The organism is Alcanivorax sp. NBRC 101098, assembly GCF_001010505.1.
Lineage (GTDB): Bacteria > Pseudomonadota > Gammaproteobacteria > Pseudomonadales > Alcanivoracaceae > Alcanivorax > Alcanivorax borkumensis.
The window spans coordinates 3,005,954-3,025,401 of sequence record NZ_AP014613.1; the positions used below are offsets into that span (position 1 = coordinate 3,005,954).

The window sequence follows — 19,448 nt, forward strand, 5'->3', positions numbered from 1 at the left end:
CGATAGTGAGCGGCAGTTCTGCCGCTTTCGGTTTATTTTTGCAGCCTGACACTACATGCCAATGCCAGACCGTCTTTCGTTTCAGCGTCAGGCATCAGGGGGGCGAGAATCAAGCGAGCCGCCAGCCCTATATCACTTCCAGCCGAGCGTATTGGCTAACCAGCCATTTGGTGCCCGCGCCATCGAAATTGATTTGTAGGCGCGCATTAGGCCCCTGCCCTTCAAATTGCAAAATCGTACCTTCCCCGAATTTCGGGTGTAACACCCGAGCACCCAGGCTGATGCCGTTAGACTCGGTTTCACGAATGGGTTTAGCCGCACCGCCCATGGGCCGGCTGAACCCTGCACGGGCGCGAACTTCCTCCAGCGTTTCGGCGGGAATCTCTCGCAGAAAACGGCTGGGTGGATTGTAATTTTCGTTACCGTACAACCGGCGGCTTTCCGCGTGGGTCAGATACAGCTCGCGCATGGCCCGTGTCAGGCCCACGTAGCAAAGGCGGCGCTCTTCCGCCAACCGGCCCGGCTCTTCGCTGGACATCTTGTGGGGGAACAAGCCTTCTTCCATGCCGGTAATAAAGACCACCGGAAATTCCAGCCCCTTGGCCGAGTGCAGGGTCATCATCTGCACCGCGTCCTCGTGGGCGTCAGCCTGGCCCTCCCCGGATTCCAGCGCCGCGTGATCCAGAAATGCGGTGAGGCTATCGAGCTCGGAGTCCTCATCCTCATCACCGAATTCCCGGGTGGCGGAAAGCAGTTCGCGCAGGTTTTCCAGCCGCTGCTGGCCCTTCTCGCCCTTTTCCTTGCCATGAAATTCCAGCAACCCACTGGCTTCAATCACATGCTCGGTAGTTTCCGCCAACGACAACCCATCGCACTGCTGCTCCAGCTGGGCGATTAGATTCAGGAACACCGCCAACGCATTAATGGCTCGAGCGGTAAGCAACTGCTCACTAACGACTGCCTGGGCAGCGTCCCACAGGGACACGTTACGCTGCCGCGCCACCTCACGCAGGGTTTCTAGGGTCTTGTTGCCAATGCCGCGGGTAGGTGTGTTCACCACTCGCTCGAAGGCGGCATCCGCATGGCGGTGGCTGAGTAGGCGCAGATAGGCCAGTGCATTTTTGATTTCCACCCGCTCGAAGAAGCGTTGCCCGCCATAGATACGGTAGGGAATCCCCGCCTGCAGAAAAGCCTCTTCCAGCACCCGCGACTGGGCGTTGGAGCGGTACAGCACCGCCATTTCCCGCCGCGCGGTGCCTTCCTGAAATAGCTTATCCATGCGCCCGGCAATAAAGCGCGCTTCATCCACTTCATTGAAACCAGAATAGAGGCGGATCAAATCGCCATCGCCGCCCTCGGTCCACAGTTCCTTGCCTAGGCGGTCACTGTTATGGCCGATCACCGCGTTGGCCGCTTTCAGAATAGTGCCGGTGGAACGGTAATTCTGCTCCAAGCGAATGGTACGGGTATCCGGGAAGTCGCGGCTGAATTTGTGGATGTTCTCGATCTTGGCGCCACGCCAGCCATAAATGGACTGATCATCGTCACCGACAATGGTGACCGCATTATTTTCGTCCGCCAGCAACCGCAACCAGGCGTACTGGATGCTGTTGGTATCTTGGAACTCGTCTACCAAAATGTGCCGGAAGCGACGCTGGTAGTGGCCGCGCAGGTTGTTGTTGTCGCGGAACAGCTCCAGTACCCGTAGCAGCATTTCGTTGAAATCTACCAACCCGCCCCGCTCGCAGGCCTCTTCATAGGCGAAGTAGATCTTCTGCATGGTCAACGCGAACAGGTCGCCGCCGGTATCCATATGCCGAGCGCGGAGTCCTTCGTCTTTCTGACTATTAATAAACCAGGTGGCCTGACGGGCTGGCCAGCGTTGTTCATCCAGGCCCAATTCCTTGCTGACTCGCTTGATCAGCCGGATTTGGTCATCCGCATCAATGATCTGGAAGCCTTGGGGGAGACCGGCCTCCTGCCAGTGGGCGCGCAGCAGGCGATGGGCAATACCATGAAAAGTGCCCACCCACATGCCATCGGCAGACATGTCCAGCAGCTGCTCAATACGCCCGCGCATTTCCGCAGCGGCTTTGTTAGTAAAGGTCACCGCCAAAATACCGAACGGCGAAGCCTGTTCGGTGGCAATCTGCCAGGCGATACGGTGTACCAACACGCGGGTTTTGCCGGAACCGGCCCCCGCCAGCACCAGCAAGTGTTGATCATCGGCAGCCACCGCATCGCGCTGGGCCGGGTTCAAACCATCAATAAGGGAAGTCACGTCATCCATGGCGCGAAAGTTTAGCAGAATGTCCTTGCCGGTGATGCCCGCCGGAGAGGGCAATTTTCCCCTGTCCCGATACTTCCCTCCTCTCTCCCAAGAAAGTCGGTTTCCCTCGCCCCCAGCCTGTGGGTAAACTGGAAACAAAAACACTCGGCTCTTAAGCCAGAGGAAACGTAAACGGTGTCATTACAGCCCCCATCATTCCAGCCAGCACCCCAGTTTAATGGTGTGCTTAATGAGCAATGCCAATTGCTGCTAAGCGGCATCGCCGAACTGTTGCTGTTGGAAAGTGCCGCCGTCATTATCCTGGCGTGGGTTTACTGGCACAGCCCCGTGTCCCAGCCAACCGTGCTAACCTGGTTTGGCATCATTGCCGTGGTACAGATTGCCCGTTTATTTATTCTGTCCTATTACCGTCGCCAACTAGATGGCCAAGAAGCCCTGCCCTTGTTCAGGCGTATGCTCTCAGCCCTCGCTCTCGCCTCGCCCTTATTGATCGGTTTGGCCGGCTACCTGTTCAACCCTTTGGATAGCCTATTCAGCCCGCCAATGCTAGGCGCACAACTGGTATTAATTTGTCTGGGCTTAGGCCTAAGCACCACGGCGCTGGTCGCCTACAGTAGCCATTTCCCCACCGTGTTTTTGTATTTGATCATGCTGCTCGGCCCAGCAGTGGCTCGCCTATCGGAAACCCAGCAACACAGTCAATTGGCACTGGTCCTACTGATGTCCCTGCTGGGGTTGTTCTTCCTGGTCGCCGCCCGTCGCATCAATTACACCGGCCACAAAGCCATGATGTTGCAAGCCAACAACCGCTCACTGATTGATTACCTGAACCGCGCACGCAGCGACGCTGAAGCTCTGAACGAGAAACTGGCTCAAGAGATTTACGATCGCAAAGACGCTCGCCAGCGATTACAAGACACCAACGATCGACTAGAAAGCATGGTGCAGGAACGCACCCGAGCCTTAGGCGAAACCAACACCGCCTTGGCGGCGACCAGCGAACGACTAGAGCTAGCCTTGGAAGCCAGCAACATCGGCCTGTGGGATTGGATGCTGGATACCGGACTCAATCACCACACTAATTTCGACCGCCTGCTAGGATACGACAGCGCCTACTTCAAAAACTTCTTCGGCGACTTGGATACCTTGGTTCATCCGGATGACCTGGCTCGAATCCGCCAAGCCATGGTTTCGCACTTCAAGGGTGAAGACCCCCGCTACCACGCGGTTTATAGATTGCGCCACGCAGACGGCAGCTGGCGCTGGATTGAGGACGAAGGTCGAGTGGTGTCCCGCAGCGAAAGCGGTCGCGCCATACGCATGATCGGCACGCGTCGTGATATCACCGAAGATCGCCAGGCCCAGGAACAACAACGGTTAGCCGCAACCGTGTTTGAAAACGCCCCAGAAGGCATTTTCATTCTTGATCATAAATTCCGTTTCCTTGCCGTAAACACCCGCTTCGAGCAGATCACCGGCTATACCGAGTCTCCGCTTATCGGCCGCCGTATCTTGGAAGAAGAAGGCGCCCAGGCGAACCGGGAAATCTATCTGGAGATTACCGCCGCCCTGCTCGATAACGGCTTCTGGGAAGGGGAAATCAACGAACGCCGCCGTAACGGCGAAATATATCCGGAATGGCTACAGATGAGCGCGGTGCGAGACGAGCAGAAACGGGTAATCCGCTATGTGGGGATGATGTCTGACCTGACCGCGCGTAAGGAAACCGAGCAACAACTACAGTTTCTCTCCAACTATGACCGCCTCACCGGCCTAGCCAACCGCACCCAGTTCCGCGAGCATCTACACAAGTCACTAACCCTTGCCCGCCTGAACCGCCAAAAGGTCGCCCTGTTAATGATCGACCTAGACCGTTTCAAGCCCATTAACGAATCCCTAGGACATGAAATCGGCGATCGTCTGCTAAAAGCAGCCGCCGAACGCATGGCCCAACATGCCGGCGGGCAAGAGTCCTTGGCTCGGGTCGGCGGCGATGAATTCACCCTATTATTAGAAAATCATGGCAGCGAAGGCAGCATCAGTCAGCAGTGCCAACAACTTATCAATGCCATGAAAAAGCCGTTCCTGATTGACGGCCACGAACTACTTTTGGGCGCAAGCATCGGTATCAGCATATTCCCGGATACCGCCAAAGAAGCGCAGAGCATGATCAACCAGTCCGACATGGCGGTGTATCAGGCCAAACGTAGCGGCGGCAATAATTTCCAATTTTACCGCAGCAACATGCGCGTGGCCTCAGTAGAACAACTGGCCTTGGAAACTAGCCTGCGCAAGGCCATTTTCAAGAACGAATTCGTGGTGCACTACCAACCCAAAATGAACCTGGCCAGCAATCGAATTACCTCGGTGGAAGCCCTAGTGCGTTGGCAGCACCCCACCATGGGCCTGCTTCCACCGGCAGACTTTATACCGCTAGCCGAAGAAACCGGGTTGATCTCTGCCATTGGTGAGCTCGTACTGGAACGCTCCTGTCGCCAAGCACACAAGTGGCAGAAACAAGGCCTCGGCGAGATCTGCGTCTCAGTAAACCTTTCTGCTCACCAGTTCCGCAAAGGAAACGTAGCGGAAACCATCGATCGAGTCCTATCCACCACGGAACTGTCCCCGCACCTGTTGGAATTAGAACTCACCGAGAGCCTAATCATGGAAGACATGGAGCAGAACATCGAACTGCTCCAGCAATTGCGCAGCCGGGGTGTTGAGTTAGCCCTGGACGACTTCGGCACTGGCTACTCCTCGCTCAGCTACCTGAAGCGTTTCCCGGTAGATACCTTGAAAATTGATCGCTCATTTATCATGGAGCTAGACAAGAACCCGGACGATGCCGCCATTACCCGCGCCATCATCGACATGGCCCATAGCCTGAAAATGAACGTAATCGCCGAAGGGGTGGAAACCGCAGATCACCTGAGCATTCTGCGAGACATGCATTGTGACAGCATCCAGGGCTACCTGATAAGCCGACCCGTACCGGAATCTGAGTTACTAGAATTACTGCACACCCAAGCGTATAGGGACGCCATTGATCATTGAGAATCGCTGACTCACGGCACCACCGTCGTTACCTTGGCCAAGGGCAACGAACCAGCGGCAAGGCTGAGCATGAAATAGCGTTGCTGAGGCTCCTTAAGCTGATTGCGGCGCGTATCCACGCACTAACCCTTAAGCATCTCCAGCGTCTCCTCCGCCTGAAAATACCCTTCCAGATGGCGACGCAACCATGCCTCTAGCAAGCCTTCTTCCTGCAGCTTAGCCATCACCGGCGGCAGGAAGCGACGAGCATCATCCAACATCAGCTCGCGGGTCACACCCAATTCATCAAGCAAGCCCGTCAGGCTGGTATCACCGTATTTATCAAAAAACGCCTGCACCCCGGATTCCAACATGACATTGAAGTAATCTGTGTGGCGAAGCTCCCGCCAATACTCGAACACGATCACGAACAGCTCTTGAATATCCTCACTGCTCACCAGCTCTTTCACGTCCGCCACCGGGCGTTGCCCAAAATCCTGCCAGGCCACCTTCACCAGCTCACGCAGTTCAGCTACGTTCTCGTCACAGTACAAATAAGGGTCACTCAATAATTGCTCCGTACGGCGCAGCAACCATTCCTGCAAGCGGATCTCTAGGCTGGCCAGCCAGCGCTCCGGTAATCGTTTGCTCAACTGGCCGCGAAAGGGGCTAGGTAAGCCCTGATGCAACAGCGTCTTGATTCCCAGCTGGGCCCCCCCCGCCAGCAACGCCAGCAACACCGGGTTGCGCCCCAGCCAAGCCATCCCTTCCCGAGACAATGGGATTTCCAGCACCTTATCGAACAGAGCCATCACCACGGCCTCATCGATAACTTCTTCCACAATGCGTTCGCTCTGGATAGCGTGGTCATAGAATTGCTCCACCATATCGCCCACCAGCTCGGGAATCGCACCACTGATATCCATCTTCACCGCGTACTTCTGCGCCGTGGCAAACACCTGCTCAGCCTGTACCCACTGATTCAAGGAGTAGCTTGCCGCTTTCTCAAGAATGTAATCCAGCTCATCAACGATCAACGAATCCAGATGCCCCGGCGAGAGGCGCGCCAATAGATAACCAATCAGCCCATCCAGTAAACGATTCGCCACTTCTTGTTTATTACTCGCCATTTTTTACCTTCCCTATGAAGAAAGTTCTTGATGATACGCACATCAATTGTATCATCCAGTGATGTAACAGTTGCGGAGGAATGTATAATGTCGACCTCGATTCTACCTATTCGACGAAATTTAAAATTCAACCTGAACCCGGCCAAGGCGCTGACCTGGCACCGGGACGGTCTGAATATTAGCCAGTTCCTCAACACCATGAGCCTGTTCTTCCCGGTCGGTGAACGCTTCTTTATCAACAGCGTCCGCAATTATCGCGACCAGATTACCGATCCAGAACTGAAAAAGGCCGTAACCGCCTTTATCGGTCAGGAAGCCATCCACGGCCGTGAGCACGAAGAGTACAATGACTTCGTTGCCCAGGCGGGCGTTCCCTTGCATGCCCAAGAGGCCATTGTTGCCAAGCTACTTGGCGTGGTTCAGCAATACAGCCCAGAGGCCATTCAATTAGCCATCACCGTATCTCTGGAACACCTGACCGCCATTCTTGGCGGCGGCCTGCTAGACCTACCGGAAATCATGGATGGCTCAGACGAAGACTATAAGGCCATCTGGTATTGGCACGCTCTAGAGGAAACCGAACACAAGGCCGTGGCCTTCGATGTATACCGTACCGTTATCGGCGAAGACAGCAATCTTGGCGCCTACGCCCTGCGCAGCAGCACTCTGGTATTGTCTACCGCCGCGTTCTTTACCCTGTTCACCCCCTTTTATTTACACAATGTACGCATCAAGGGTGGCCTGACCGACCTGAAGGGCTGGCGAGCGGTGGCCAAACACACTTGGGGCCGCAAAGGGGTTTTCCTGAACATCACCAAACCTTGGTTTGATTGGTTCAAACCCGGCTTTCACCCTTGGGACCACGACAACCGCGAACACCTGAAAAACTTCAAAGCCCTGCTTGGCGACCGTCTCAAGGACGCGGCATAACCGTTTTACTTCACCGTGCTCTCCCTTTTCCGGTGATTTTCAGGGTCGGCATTTTTGCCGGCCTTTTTTTTGATTTGATTCCACCGATGCCACGTTACAACCTCAAATTTTCACCTAAGAAAGCGCCGGCTCGATCGCCGGCGTTTTTGTGGAACACGGAGATTTACCCCCCATTGCCAACTTGGGTGGAAACAACCCGATCATCAGCGAGGCGAACGTTTGCCGCCGGGGCGCTGCCGTCCCGGTCTTCACCGAAATACAGCGTGGTGTGCGGGAACGGAATTTCAATGCCCGCTTTGTCGAAGTAGATCTTCACTAGCCGATTGAAGGCACGCCCCACAGCCCACTGGTTGCCCGGCGTGGTTTTAATCACCGTACGGATATTCACCGAACTGTCCGCTAAGGCCGACACCCCAGCCACTTCCAGCGGAGCCAGAATATCCTTCCTGTGCTCGCCGTCCTTCAACGCTTCAAACGCAGCCTCCAGCTGCACGATGGCATCGTCGATGCTCTCGCGATAAGCAATGCCATATTCACCCACATGATTACCGAATTCACGGGTGTAATTAGACACCGCATCCACCGAGGAAAACGGCACTATGTGGTAAGTACCATACAGGTCACGCAACGCCACCGACCGAATACCCACACGCTCCACGGTGCCGGAGTGAGCACCAACACCAACGAAATCCCCCGTGTTCATGGCATTTTCCAATTGGATAAACACCCCAGTAATCACATCCTGAACCAGCTTCTGTGCGCCGAAGCCAACGGCCAGGCCGAGCACACCGGCACCGGCAATCAGCGGCCCGATATCCACACCCACTTCGGAAAGCACAATCATCACCGTCATGATAATAATGGTAATGGCCAACGTAGTATGGAACAGGCCAAGTAGGGTTTCACCACGGGCGGCCTGAGCTGGGGTGCTGTTTTCATCAGGGCAGAATTTATGTTCCACCAGGCTAGCCAACACAACCCACACCGCCGCGGCCAACGCCAGAATAATCAGAATATCGACCAGGGCCGAAACCGCCTGGGTGCCGGTTGTCGTGGCATACCAAGCACCCAAGTCATATAAGGCCCAAGCATCCAGCGACATCACAATCACCAACGCCAATATCAGCGCACGGATCACTTTCAGCCCAGTGGGAACATAAATGTTCACCCGATCTTGCAGATGCGGCATGCTGGCTTTCAGCCCCTCGGGAAGCTGTATTTCCTTGCCGATCAATTGCCCTAATGCAACAGACCCCAGCAAGCCCAGCCCCACAAACACCAGCGTCTCCAGTGTTGCTAGCGCCACATAGGGCAAGGCGGTTTCGGGGTTCAGTACCGTAACGGCAAATACCAGCAAGGCGTACGTAAGTGCCAGCCAATGCCAGCTACGCGCCAATACCAGCCACATTAAACGCACCACCCCGGTTCTGGCGCTCGCCCGTTGCTTCAACGCATCACGCAGCACCGTGCGTTTACGCAAAATGACGGTGGCTGCATAAATCAACGCCACCAGCATAACCACCGTGCTAACAGCGCTACCCAATACAGGAGAAAAATTGAAATTCAACATCGGCACTAGCACCAGCAAACCATAGCCAATCAGCCCGGCCTCACGGGCAAGAAAACGATTGCAGTAGCGAGCCTGCTGCTGCGCTACCGGCAACAACCGCAGGCCTTCATAGCGCGAGGAGAAAAACACTCGCAGCCCCGCTTTAGCGAGTTCCACCAATAAAAACGCATTCAAAAACAGCGCCAATCGGGTGGCATCCGCCCCCAGCTGTTCGCTCAATAACGGCGTCACAAAGGTACCGGCCAGATAAGCCAAAACCACCACAACCCCATCCACAAGAATTGCCAACGCTACCGCCGCCGTGGTGCGTAAAATAGCCAGCTTCGCTGGACCAGCACCGGCCCAGTGACTAAGACGCGCAAAGATCGAGCTGGCCAGTGCCCGTAATGCCCAAAACACAACAAACGTGACAACCGCCAGAATCACCAGATTCAATAGCGCCGCGCTCGCCGTTTTCATATCCAACGATGAGGAGGCTGCTGGCGCACCAGCAGGCTCAGCGTCGGCGCCAAACCATCCCGTAACCAAGGCGCCTAACGCCACAAACTGCCGGCCCATATCACCCGCCAAACCGCCGGTAACCGATGCCATCCGCCGGGCCAGTGAGACCTGCTCTGCGGTTTGCCCACTGGGGGCCTTATCGGCGATCTCTGCGGCCGGCGCATCATCCTCCACCCCGATAGGCGCTGATACCGCCCCTTCCTGTAAATCGCGCAGTTGGTCGATCAACAGCTGGCGGCTGGCGTCATCCTCCAGCAGGTCCGCCAGCTCACCGTATTGATTGGCTTTCGCGACCGGCTCCTGCGCAGGCGCAGCGGCCGTAAATAGCAGAAGAATAAGAGAAAGACAGGCTGTCATGCCCCGTAAAAGCTGGGGGTGATGGCTCATCACTGATCTCCTTACCCCGGCTAACGCCGAGCAAAATACATTCATTCGATGGTCATTCAGGCGCCCACCCTAACAATCAAGAGCGTGGACAATGTGAAGATTACGGCAAGGAATTACGTGATTTATCAATTGCGAATTGGCCCTAGCGAACCACCGGCGGCGAGGAAGTGCCAATCCCTTAGGTTGACCGTGACATTATTCACTGTAACTATCAGGTTTGGTTATTCATTGAGTAACGATCAATACCACTCAGTGGCAGCGTTAAGGAACGCATTCTGGAGCCCTGACGCTCAGGCTTTAGCTCCTTATATCCATACTTTGGAGCAAGCCAACAAAGGCTTACAGATCGGCCACCCAGCGTTATGGTATCGGCACGAGTTATAGACTGCGCTGCGGTTCGCTCTCGCTACATTGCCAAGGCCACCCCCCAACGGCACAGCCAATGCGCCCTTGGCGCCATTGCATAGCCGTTTGTGCGGGCTACCGTAAACAAACAGCCTCAAGCACGGCATGAAGGCGACCGTATTGGTGAAGGGCAGGGCCAACGCTGAGCGACGGCACCGACAACGTAGCCTACAGCGCATTGCTACTGGTGGACGATCATGGGCCCCGCTGGCTAACTGCCATCGCGGCCCACCGGTTAGATACAAGCAACCACAACAACAGCGACAAGCAAGAGGAAGCAGCCTGATGGTGCAGTGGCGCGACAGTAAAGTGAGCCGTAATGGCATAGACTTGGCCGTGCGGACCTGGAGTCCCGACAAAAGCCCCACCGTGGTGCTGGTACACGGCTACCCGGACGCCAGCCATGTCTGGGAAAAAGTGGCGGAACGGCTCAGCCGAGATTTTAAAGTGGTCGCCTACGATGTGCGCGGCGCCGGTAACTCCTCCACCCCCAAGAACCGCGCGGCCTATAAGCTGTCCCAGCTGCGTGGCGACCTGCATGCGGTTATGGATGCAGTTTGCCCCGATGAAAAAGTCCATCTGGTGGGGCACGACTGGGGCTCCGTTCAAACGTGGGAATCGGTCACCGAGCCCAACGCTGAGCACCGTATCGCGTCCTATACGACCCTGTCTGGTCCTTGCCTCGACCATGTGGGGCAATGGATGAATGCCCGGCTGCGCGAGCAAAAAATTGGCGCCGTGCTCAACCAACTCGCCCACTCTTGGTATATCGGCGCCTTTCAGTTACCAGTGTTAGCCCCGGCATTGTGGAAAGTCGGGCTAGCCAAGGTCTGGCCACAGGTACTGCGGCGCACCGAGAACCTTTACAGTGAAGCTAGCGTCACCCAACTGCAGGATGGCACCCACGGGATTGAACTGTACCGCGCCAACATGCTGCCCTGCCTGCTCAAACCCCGTGAGCGTTACACCAAAGTACCGGTACAGCTAATCGTTGCCCGCGAAGACAATTATGTACGCCCAGCCATGCTCGAAGATCTACCACAATGGACCGAGCAACTTTGGCGCCGCGAGCTGGATTGTGGCCACTGGGGCCCGCTCTTGCAGCACCCGGATGTAACTGCCAAATGGATTCGAGAATTCATTCACCACATCGAAGGCGCCCCTGCCGCCGGGCCGCTGCAACGCAGTAAGGTCACCACAGGCCACCCAACCGGGCCAGACAGCGGTAAACGGGTGATCATCACCGGTGCCGGTTCCGGTATCGGCCGGGAAACGGCCTTAGCTTTCGCCCGCCGTGGCGCTCTAGTGGTGTGCACCGACATCAACAGCGAAGCGGCCGCCGCCACCGCCCGCACCATTACCGCTGAAGGCGGCGAAGCCCTGAGCCGCAAATGCGATGTCAGCAACACCCGCTCCATGGAAGCGCTGGCGACTTGGGTAGAAAAGGAATTAGGTGCCCCGGATATCGTCGTCAACAATGCCGGCATCGGCCTGTCCGGCTCGTTGCTCGACACCAGCGTTAAAGATTGGCAGCAGGTGCTAGGGGTCAACCTGTGGGGCGTGATTCATGGTAGCCGGCTATTCGCCCGCCAGATGATCGACCAAGGGCGCGCCGGGCATATCGTCAACATAGCCTCTGCCGCCGCTTTTATGCCTTCGCGCATGTTGCCGGCCTATGCCACCAGCAAGAGCGCAGTGTTAATGTTCAGCGAGTGTCTGCGAGCAGAAATGGACGAACACAACATCGGCGTCAGCGCCATTTGTCCGGGCATCATCAATACCCCAATCACCCGCAACACCCGCTTTGTAGGCGTCGACGATGACGAACAAAGCCGCCGCCAGAAAAACGCTGAGAAACTTTACCAACGTCGTGCCTTTACTCCCGACCGGGTCGCGCAGGCCATCGTCGAGGCGGTAGAGAAAAACCGCGCGGTAGTTCCCGTCAGCCCAGAAGCTCTGGGTATGCAATGGCTGGGGCGCTTCACACCCTCGCTGGCCCGTAATCTGGCTCAGGTAGAATTCACCCCCTGAGCTAGGCGCATCCATGCCTCCGTAGGAAGCAGCGGTGCACCTCGCAACCACTGCGGGCTGTGGCCCCGCTGCAAAAAGGGGGCTATCATCCCAGCATGAAATCCAGTGACCGTAACCCCGCAGCTATTTTGCGCAGCCTGAGGAAATACACTCAACCGGCTGAGCAACAGGCACCGGCAGACGCCGGAGACCACAAAGAATTTACCATCGACGAACTGGCGCTCGAAGCCGGCTCGACGGTGCGTAACGTGCGCGCCTACCAGGATCGCGGCATTCTGCCGCCCCCGGAAAAGCGCGGCCGCACCGGTATTTATACCGATGTGCATTTGGCGCGCCTGAAGATCATCGGCGCCTTGCTGGATCGCGGCTACACACTCAACAATATCCGCGATCTACTCAGCGCCTGGGAACAAGGTCGCGAGCTCAATGACATCCTTGGATTGGAAGTAGCAGTCACCACTTGGCAGACTCCCAGCGTCCCCTCCTACTTGGACTATCAGGACCTGCTGGACGACTTCGGCGAAGACATCACACCAGAAGTAATGACCAAGGCCGTCAAACTCGGCTATATCATCCCCGAAGGCATGCGCCTACGTCTGCCCTATCCACGCGTCTACAACGCGGGTAAAGAGCTCAACCAAGCGGGCGTACCGCTGGATGCAGTGCTCACCCATGTAAGCCTAGTGCGCAAAGAAGTAGACAAGTTGGCGGAGCGTTTTATCGGCATGATCATCCATCACATGGTGGATGAAAAGTACGGCGACGAAGCCCTTCCCGAAGGCGAAGACGTACCCAAACTGGCCGACTTTATTACCCGTATCCGCCCACTGGCAGATGCCGTCGTTAGCGACGAACTCGGCCGGGTGCTGGAAAAAAGCATCAACAAAATTCTCGTTGACCGCCTTGCCAACGTGCTAGCCCACATAGAAGAAAAATAACGCGCTGGCCGCGCTAACCTCAGGTACCGCCAAAGGCAAGGTCGCACTTGATGTCTTTGGCGGCTAAGCCGCACACACCCGCCCTGCCGGAACCCAAGCGTTCAGCCTCGGCCGCTCTGGTCGATCACGACGCCTGGCGCGCCCGCCCGCAACAGTTCGCGTAGCTCATCCGGCACCGCTGTCTTCTCGAACGGCTCAGTGGTCATCATCACATACACCGCTTCTGAATGGGCAATGGCACGGCCATCGTCCGCATGGCGGATATCCGCCTGTAGCGAGAACGAGGTGGTGCCCATATGGGTAAGTGAAACAAACACATCCAACACATCGTCAAAGCGTGCCGGCGACCGCCATTGGGTGGTCAATTTCACCACCTGGTTATCCAGCCCCGCCGCCAGCAACTGGCGGTAATCACAGCCCAACGCGCGCATGAATTCAGTCATGGCGATATCCACGTAATCGCCATAACGGGCGTTAAACACCACTTGCTGAGCATCGCATTCGTTGTAGCGCACCCGAAAACGAAAACAGAACGGTTGGGTCATGATTTTCCTTTTTTCATTCTTTTCGCGTCGACATAGACGCATGGCATGGCCAAAGCACGACTGTGATTACAACATCCGCTCAATCGGCAATAACGACAATAACCATGCCAGCATGCGTCGCCAAACGGTGGCCTTGGGTTCACGGGAATACAAGACCGGCTTACCGTCATATCCATCCGCGCCCCACAATAATTCGCCTTCCTGCTTTTCAAGACGGTAACTGTTTTCCGGCGCTAACCCTTCTTCGATAAATGCCGCCACCTGCTGCCCCAGTTCAGCGGACACTACGTAGTATCCCATTTCGGTATTCAAATGCACCGAGCGCGGATCGATGTTGAAAGAACCGACAAACACTTCGCGTCGATCCAACACCATCGCTTTGGTATGCAGGCTCGCCTGGGAGCGCCCTTTGAACAACCGCACCTGCCGGTGCAGTGCCCGGGCATTGGGCTGTAATTCATGCAGCTCAACCCCTGCAGCCAACAGTGCTGCACGGTAACGCGCATAAGCACCATGAGCGGCAATCACATCATTAGTGGCCAAACTGTTAGTCAGCACCGCCGCGCGTCCGCCGCGCTGCTGGAACCCTCCCAGCGCCTCAACAAAAGCATCACCGGGAATAAAATAACTGGCCTCCATCAATAACTCCCGATTGTCTTGCCTGCCCAGCAAACGCGCCAGTTGCTCTCCCATCAACGTCTGCTTCGCACCACTGGCCTTATCAGGGCTATCAAACAGCAACGCTGCCGGAGCCTGCACACATTGCTGCTCTTGTTTTGCCAAGTAATCGGTGAAAAATGCTTCATGCTGGGGAAAGAGGTAAGGGTAGCCTTGCAATGAAGTGCGCCAGCGCCCCAACCAACGCCAGGCCCGATCCGCTGTCGCCTCCGTGCGATGACGGTAACTTTTCATAGACACCGCTAACGGGCTATCCCAAAAGGCATCAAAAGCCATTTGCGTGTCGGCCACGATGGCGCCATGGGCATACAGATCCAGATCACGGAAATTAGTGGATGGGTTTACGCCGAAATAGTGATCCGCAACATTACGCCCACCCACCAACGCTCGTTCGCCGTCCATAATCCAAGCTTTGTTATGCATGCGGTGATTTAATCGCGGAGCATAGTAGAGCCATTGCAGAAAATGCTTGTAGCGCCCCTTGAACGGATTGAACAGGCGCACCTCAATATTTGGGTGCGCATCCAGCACCGCCCACTTCACATCCCGGCCCAGCTGATTGGCATGATCCAACAACATGCGCACCCTCACGCCCCGCCGCGCTGCCTCCAACACTCGGTAGATGAGCAGCTTTCCGGTCGTGTCGTCATCCCAGATGTAATACTGCATATCCAGTGTGCGAGTAGCCAAACGCGCCAAAGTAACACGCAGCGTAAAAGCCTGATCGCTATCTGCCACCAGAGAAAAAGACGATACCGGTGTAAGTGCGGAGCCTGATGTTGCTCGGCTCATTTTCCTTCACCTTTTGACCAATGCATTGGCCATAGTGGTTGCTCGTTAATCCGCAAACCGGTATGCATGCCGCCGTCCTCTCCGCTCCCATCATGACCTTCTGATGACAAGAATATAAAATCTATTCTGAGTGCCAACCCTGCCATACATTCATTCGGATTCATCAAACTATCACGATCTTTTTACCGCATTTTCTTGTTATGGCGTCAGCCTTGTTGTCTCCCTTTCTTGTAAGGATGACCGCACATGGAAAAACGCGCCCTCACAACACCCGTAGTCACCACCATTCTCGCCACGCTCTGCATCAGCGTCAGCGCCGCTCCCTACGACTGGAACTACCCGGCACCGATTAAATCCCCAGGCGCTAACAATAACGGCAAGGTGGTGCTGTTCGATGTCTCCCACGGTGGTACGGAAGGCAATGCCGACTGGGTTATCGACGGCGGCTTTTCAGATTTTGCTGACAGTCTCGTCAATGCCGGTTATACCGTGCAGGAATATCGCGGGGTAGATAAAAACAGCGACGGCGTTATCCAGTTCGTCGATGACTACACCAACCCCAGCACAGCCAACAGTAACGCTAATGAAGCGGTCATTACCTACAGCGCCATTAGTCATGCCGACGTATTGGTGCTGGCTGAAAGCAACCGCCCTTTCACCCAATCGGAATTACAGGCGCTGGAAGATTTTGTCGCCGATGGCAAGGGCATCTTCTTTATTGCCGACCACTATAACGCAGACCGCAACCTGAACACTTGGGACAGTACCGAAGTATTCAATGGCTACAATCGTTCCACCTTGCCCCAGTTCAATGTAGGCGGCAGCTACGGCGATCTACGCAACCCGGGCACCGCCAACGGCTGGTTAGCCCAGGAGTTCGGTATTCGTTTCCGCTTCAACGCCATCGACTGGCATAGCGGCGCCAGCGGTATCAAACCCGCCAGCCAAGTGGAAGGCCTCACAACCGGCGTAGGCCCTGTGCTGATGGCCGGCGGCGCCACCCTTGCCATCACCGACCCCACCAAAGCCAAGGGGCTAGTGTACTTTTCCACTAGCGACAGCCCCAGCCGCTGGAGCCACGCGGTGGATTCTGGCCTCTACTTTGGCGGCACCGCCGAAGGCCCTTATGTGGCCATCGCCAAATCCGGGGCGGGCAAAGCCGCTTTTATTGGCGACTCCAGCCCCATCGAAGATGCCAGCCCAAAATACAAACGTCAGGATAACGGCAATACCAAAAGCACCTACCCAGGCTGGACCGATGCCGGTAACGCGGCTCAGCTCAGCATGAACTTGATCGACTGGCTTGCTACACCGCAAAGCTATACTCGGTTCGACACCAGCGCCCACCCAGCAGGCACCGCCACCCCGACCCCCATGGCCAGCGAAGAGTTGGACGACCCGGATAACGGCCAGCCCTGGAACACCCCCTCCGGCGGCTATAACCCCTGGGATGCCAGCACCTTTGACTACGCGGCCTACGGCGCACCGGACGGCCCGGGCGGCAGCACTGGCGGTGGCAACGGCAATGCTCTATCCGTGAGCGACGCTCTAGCCGAACCCACGGGAACAACGGTGACGGTGGAAGGCGTGATCACCCAAGCCATCAACGGCGAGTACGCCCTAGAAATCCAGGACAGTGCCGGCAGCGCCACGCTTTACGTGAAACTGGAAAGTCAGTATCGCAGTGCCTTTAGCCCGCAGAATAATCCGCAGGTGATCGGCGAGACACTCCAGGTCTCTGGCGAGCGTGATGTCTACATGGGCGAACCGAGCATCGAATACGTCACCGACATGCAATGGGTGGCCAGCAATACATCGAGCGGCACGTGTGGCAGCAATGGCGCCGTCTCGGTGAATGATGCCTACGCCAGCAGCCAAGGCAGTCCGCTCACCGTCATTGGCGAAGTGATTGGCGGCGTTAACGACCCCCATGCCCTGGAGCTGGGCGACCTTGTTAGCAGCACCACCCTCTACGTGAAATTGGAAGCGGATCAGCGCGCCGAATACAGCCCCGCCAACAACCCCGCCATGGTCGGCCAGACCCTCAAGGTGGACGGCGTGCGCGACCTCTACATGAGCACACCCAGCCTAGAATCCGTGAGCCATCTCGCGGTAATGGGTAACTGCCCCTGAAACACCCAAGACATCACCAGCGGCGTTCGCGTCGCCCTTCTTTCAACTCAACACACAGGAAACACCATGAGTACTTCACTGCGATCCCTGCTGGTTCTGTCTCTGGCCAGCGGCGCCTTGCTGAGTGGCTGTGGCGGCGATGATAACAACACCCCACGGGTGGATCTTCGCCTGATGGAAACCACCGACATCCACGCCAACGTAATGGACTATAACTACTACAGCGACAGCGTGGATAACGGCCACGGCCTGGTACGCACCGCCATGCTGGTCAAACAGGCCCGCGAGGAAATCACCTACCCGGGTAACTCCGCGCTGGTGGACAACGGCGACTTAATCCAGGGCAGCCCTATGGGTGACTGGCGTCAAGCTCAAGGGCTCACCAGCGGCGAGGTGCATCCGGTCTATAAAGTCATGAATGAAATGGCCTACGACGTGGGCAACTACGGCAACCACGAATTCAACTATGGCTTGGACTTCCTCGCCGAGAGCGTAAACGACGCCGCCTTCCCTTACATCAGCGCCAACGTTTTTAGCGCCGACGGCAGCACCCCCTACTTTGACCAGTACACGCTAATCACCAAGACCGTTTATGATCGCGACGGCAATCCTCATGAGCTGACTCTCGGTTTTATCGGCTTTCTACCGCCACAGATTATGCAATGGGACAAGAAGAACCTGGAGGGTAAGGTCAGCACTAAAGACATCAAGGCCGTTGCCGAGCTGTTGGTCCCGCAGATGAAAGCAGAGGGCGCGGACATCATCGTCGCCATCCCCCATTCCGGTATCAACACCACCGCCTATTCGGAAAACGCCAAGGCAGAAAACAGCAGCTGGTACCTGGCCGATGTGGAGGGTATCGACGCCATCATGTTCGGCCACAGCCACCTAACCTTTCCTTCCATAGACTTTGCCAAAACCGCCAACGTGGATCTGGAAAAAGGCACCATCAAGGGTGTGCCCTCGGTGATGCCCGGCTACTGGGGCAGCCACCTGGGCATCATCGACCTGACTCTGGCACTCAATGAAGACGACGAAAGCTGGGCCGTGGTGGACAGCAAGGTAGAAGCCCGAGCCCTAAACCCGGAAAGCGAGGCAGACGCCGCACTGACCGCATTGGTCAAACCCGACCACGACGCCACCCTGGAGTACATGGACCAAGTGATCGGCGAATCCACCGACGACATTTTCAGCTTCCTGGCCGTGGTAAAGGATGATCCTTCCATCCAGATTGTTAGCGATGCCCAGAAGGCCTATGTGGAAGACGCCATTGTCGGCACCGAGCTGGATGGCCTGCCGGTGCTGTCTGCTGCGGCGCCGTTCAAAGCCTGCGACCGCAAGGGCGTCTGCGCCGAGGAAAGCAGTTTCACCGTGGTGCCCGCCGGCGAATTGAAAGTGAAAAACATTGCCGACCTGTACCTGTATAACAACCGCCTGATGGCGGTTAAAGTCACCGGTGCCGAACTGGAACAATGGCTGGAGTGTTCCGCCTCGCAGTTCTTCCAGATCACCGATACGGCTGACCGTCAGGAGCTGGTGGATTTCACTGGCTTCCCCACCTACAACTTCGATGTGATCGACGGCGTCACCTACCAAATCGATGTAACCGAACCGGCTCGTTACAACGGCGACTGTGTCAAAGTCAGCGATGGAACACGCATTGTCGACCTGCAATTTGAAGGAACCGCCATTGATCCTGACCAGACGTTTCTTATTGCCAGTAACGACTACCGCGCCCACGGCGGTAAATTCGCCGGCACAGGTGGCGATCATGTGGTGATTGAATCCCCGGATGAAAACCGCCAGGTAGTGGGTAACTACATTCAGGCCAACAGCCCGGTAACGCCCACCGCCGACAATAACTGGTCCTTCGCACCCATCCTGGGTTACACCAGCAATCTGGAAATCGTATTCCGGGTCCCCAATACCAACCGCGCAAAGAATTTTGTGGCGGATGCGGTTGCCGGAGCGGGTGGCAGCTTCCTCGCCACGTTACTGGACGACAGTGGTAACGAAGCCATCTACGAACTGAACCTGCAACCCTGAGGCATCCCGGCCTGCCCCGCACGGTGGGCCGGGTAATAT

At 56.4% G+C, this 19,448-nt stretch carries 11 protein-coding genes; 6 read left to right on the plus strand and 5 right to left on the minus strand.

Features of this window, described 5'->3' with window-relative positions; all coding sequences use genetic code 11:
* Positions 1 to 127 precede the first annotated feature (127 nt).
* Positions 128 to 2,290, minus strand: a complete 2,163-nt coding sequence (gene uvrD, locus AS19_RS13680; protein WP_046962389.1) for a DNA helicase II — start codon at positions 2,288 to 2,290, stop codon at positions 128 to 130.
* A 174-nt stretch (positions 2,291 to 2,464) separates the two neighbouring features.
* Between uvrD and AS19_RS13685 the strand changes: the two genes are divergently transcribed.
* A complete protein-coding gene (locus AS19_RS13685) occupies positions 2,465 to 5,344 on the plus strand; it encodes a GGDEF domain-containing phosphodiesterase (RefSeq protein WP_046962229.1) in 2,880 nt (959 codons plus the stop codon).
* Positions 5,345 to 5,466: 122 nt separating this feature from the next.
* Here AS19_RS13685 and AS19_RS13690 read toward each other — a convergent pair whose 3' ends face one another.
* A complete protein-coding gene (locus AS19_RS13690; RefSeq protein WP_011589963.1) occupies positions 5,467 to 6,453 on the minus strand; it encodes a hypothetical protein in 987 nt (328 codons plus the stop codon).
* Positions 6,454 to 6,540: 87 nt separating this feature from the next.
* Here AS19_RS13690 and AS19_RS13695 point away from each other — a divergent pair, with 87 nt between their 5' ends.
* Positions 6,541 to 7,383 carry a metal-dependent hydrolase gene (locus AS19_RS13695; protein WP_011589964.1) on the plus strand — a complete coding sequence of 281 codons (843 nt, stop codon included), beginning with the start codon at positions 6,541 to 6,543 and terminating at the stop codon, positions 7,381 to 7,383.
* Between the two features lie 163 nt (positions 7,384 to 7,546).
* On the opposite strand, the gene AS19_RS13700 is transcribed toward AS19_RS13695, so the two are convergent.
* Positions 7,547 to 9,841 (minus strand): mechanosensitive ion channel domain-containing protein, encoded by a 2,295-nt coding sequence (locus tag AS19_RS13700; RefSeq protein ID WP_046962230.1) that lies wholly within the window; start codon positions 9,839 to 9,841, stop codon positions 7,547 to 7,549.
* Positions 9,842 to 10,531: 690 nt separating this feature from the next.
* On the opposite strand from AS19_RS13700, the gene AS19_RS13705 reads away from it, so the two are divergent.
* Both AS19_RS13705 and AS19_RS13710 read left to right on the plus strand, forming a co-directional pair.
* Positions 10,532 to 12,277 (plus strand): SDR family oxidoreductase, encoded by a 1,746-nt coding sequence (locus tag AS19_RS13705; RefSeq protein WP_052753776.1) that lies wholly within the window; start codon positions 10,532 to 10,534, stop codon positions 12,275 to 12,277.
* Between the two features lie 95 nt (positions 12,278 to 12,372).
* On the plus strand, positions 12,373 to 13,215 hold the full coding sequence (locus AS19_RS13710) for a MerR family transcriptional regulator (RefSeq protein WP_011589968.1): 843 nt from the start codon (positions 12,373 to 12,375) through the stop codon (positions 13,213 to 13,215).
* Between the two features lie 101 nt (positions 13,216 to 13,316).
* Here the strand turns inward: AS19_RS13710 and AS19_RS13715 are convergent, their stop codons facing one another.
* Both AS19_RS13715 and AS19_RS13720 read right to left on the minus strand, forming a co-directional pair.
* Complete coding sequence (locus AS19_RS13715; RefSeq protein WP_035459821.1) at positions 13,317 to 13,760, minus strand: thioesterase family protein; 444 nt, start codon at positions 13,758 to 13,760, stop codon at positions 13,317 to 13,319.
* Between the two features lie 66 nt (positions 13,761 to 13,826).
* Positions 13,827 to 15,230 (minus strand): phospholipase D family protein, encoded by a 1,404-nt coding sequence (locus tag AS19_RS13720; RefSeq protein ID WP_011589970.1) that lies wholly within the window; start codon positions 15,228 to 15,230, stop codon positions 13,827 to 13,829.
* A gap of 246 nt (positions 15,231 to 15,476) precedes the next feature.
* Between AS19_RS13720 and AS19_RS13725 the strand changes: the two genes are divergently transcribed.
* Together AS19_RS13725 and AS19_RS13730 are read left to right on the plus strand one after the other, a co-directional pair.
* Complete coding sequence (locus AS19_RS13725; protein WP_046962231.1) at positions 15,477 to 17,363, plus strand: hypothetical protein; 1,887 nt, start codon at positions 15,477 to 15,479, stop codon at positions 17,361 to 17,363.
* 66 nt (positions 17,364 to 17,429) lie between these two features.
* On the plus strand, positions 17,430 to 19,409 hold the full coding sequence (locus tag AS19_RS13730; RefSeq protein ID WP_046962232.1) for a bifunctional 2',3'-cyclic-nucleotide 2'-phosphodiesterase/3'-nucleotidase: 1,980 nt from the start codon (positions 17,430 to 17,432) through the stop codon (positions 19,407 to 19,409).
* Positions 19,410 to 19,448 lie beyond the last annotated feature (39 nt).

Coding starts and splice junctions, on each gene's coding strand:
- uvrD (WP_046962389.1), bottom strand. CDS start 2,290: ATGGATGACGTGACTTCCCTTATTGATGGTTTGAACCCGGCCCAGCGC.
- AS19_RS13730 (WP_046962232.1), top strand. CDS start 17,430: ATGAGTACTTCACTGCGATCCCTGCTGGTTCTGTCTCTGGCCAGCGGC.
- AS19_RS13715 (WP_035459821.1), bottom strand. CDS start 13,760: ATGACCCAACCGTTCTGTTTTCGTTTTCGGGTGCGCTACAACGAATGC.
- AS19_RS13720 (WP_011589970.1), bottom strand. CDS start 15,230: ATGAGCCGAGCAACATCAGGCTCCGCACTTACACCGGTATCGTCTTTT.
- AS19_RS13710 (WP_011589968.1), top strand. CDS start 12,373: ATGAAATCCAGTGACCGTAACCCCGCAGCTATTTTGCGCAGCCTGAGG.
- AS19_RS13695 (WP_011589964.1), top strand. CDS start 6,541: ATGTCGACCTCGATTCTACCTATTCGACGAAATTTAAAATTCAACCTG.
- AS19_RS13725 (WP_046962231.1), top strand. CDS start 15,477: ATGGAAAAACGCGCCCTCACAACACCCGTAGTCACCACCATTCTCGCC.
- AS19_RS13690 (WP_011589963.1), bottom strand. CDS start 6,453: ATGGCGAGTAATAAACAAGAAGTGGCGAATCGTTTACTGGATGGGCTG.
- AS19_RS13700 (WP_046962230.1), bottom strand. CDS start 9,841: ATGAGCCATCACCCCCAGCTTTTACGGGGCATGACAGCCTGTCTTTCT.
- AS19_RS13705 (WP_052753776.1), top strand. CDS start 10,532: ATGGTGCAGTGGCGCGACAGTAAAGTGAGCCGTAATGGCATAGACTTG.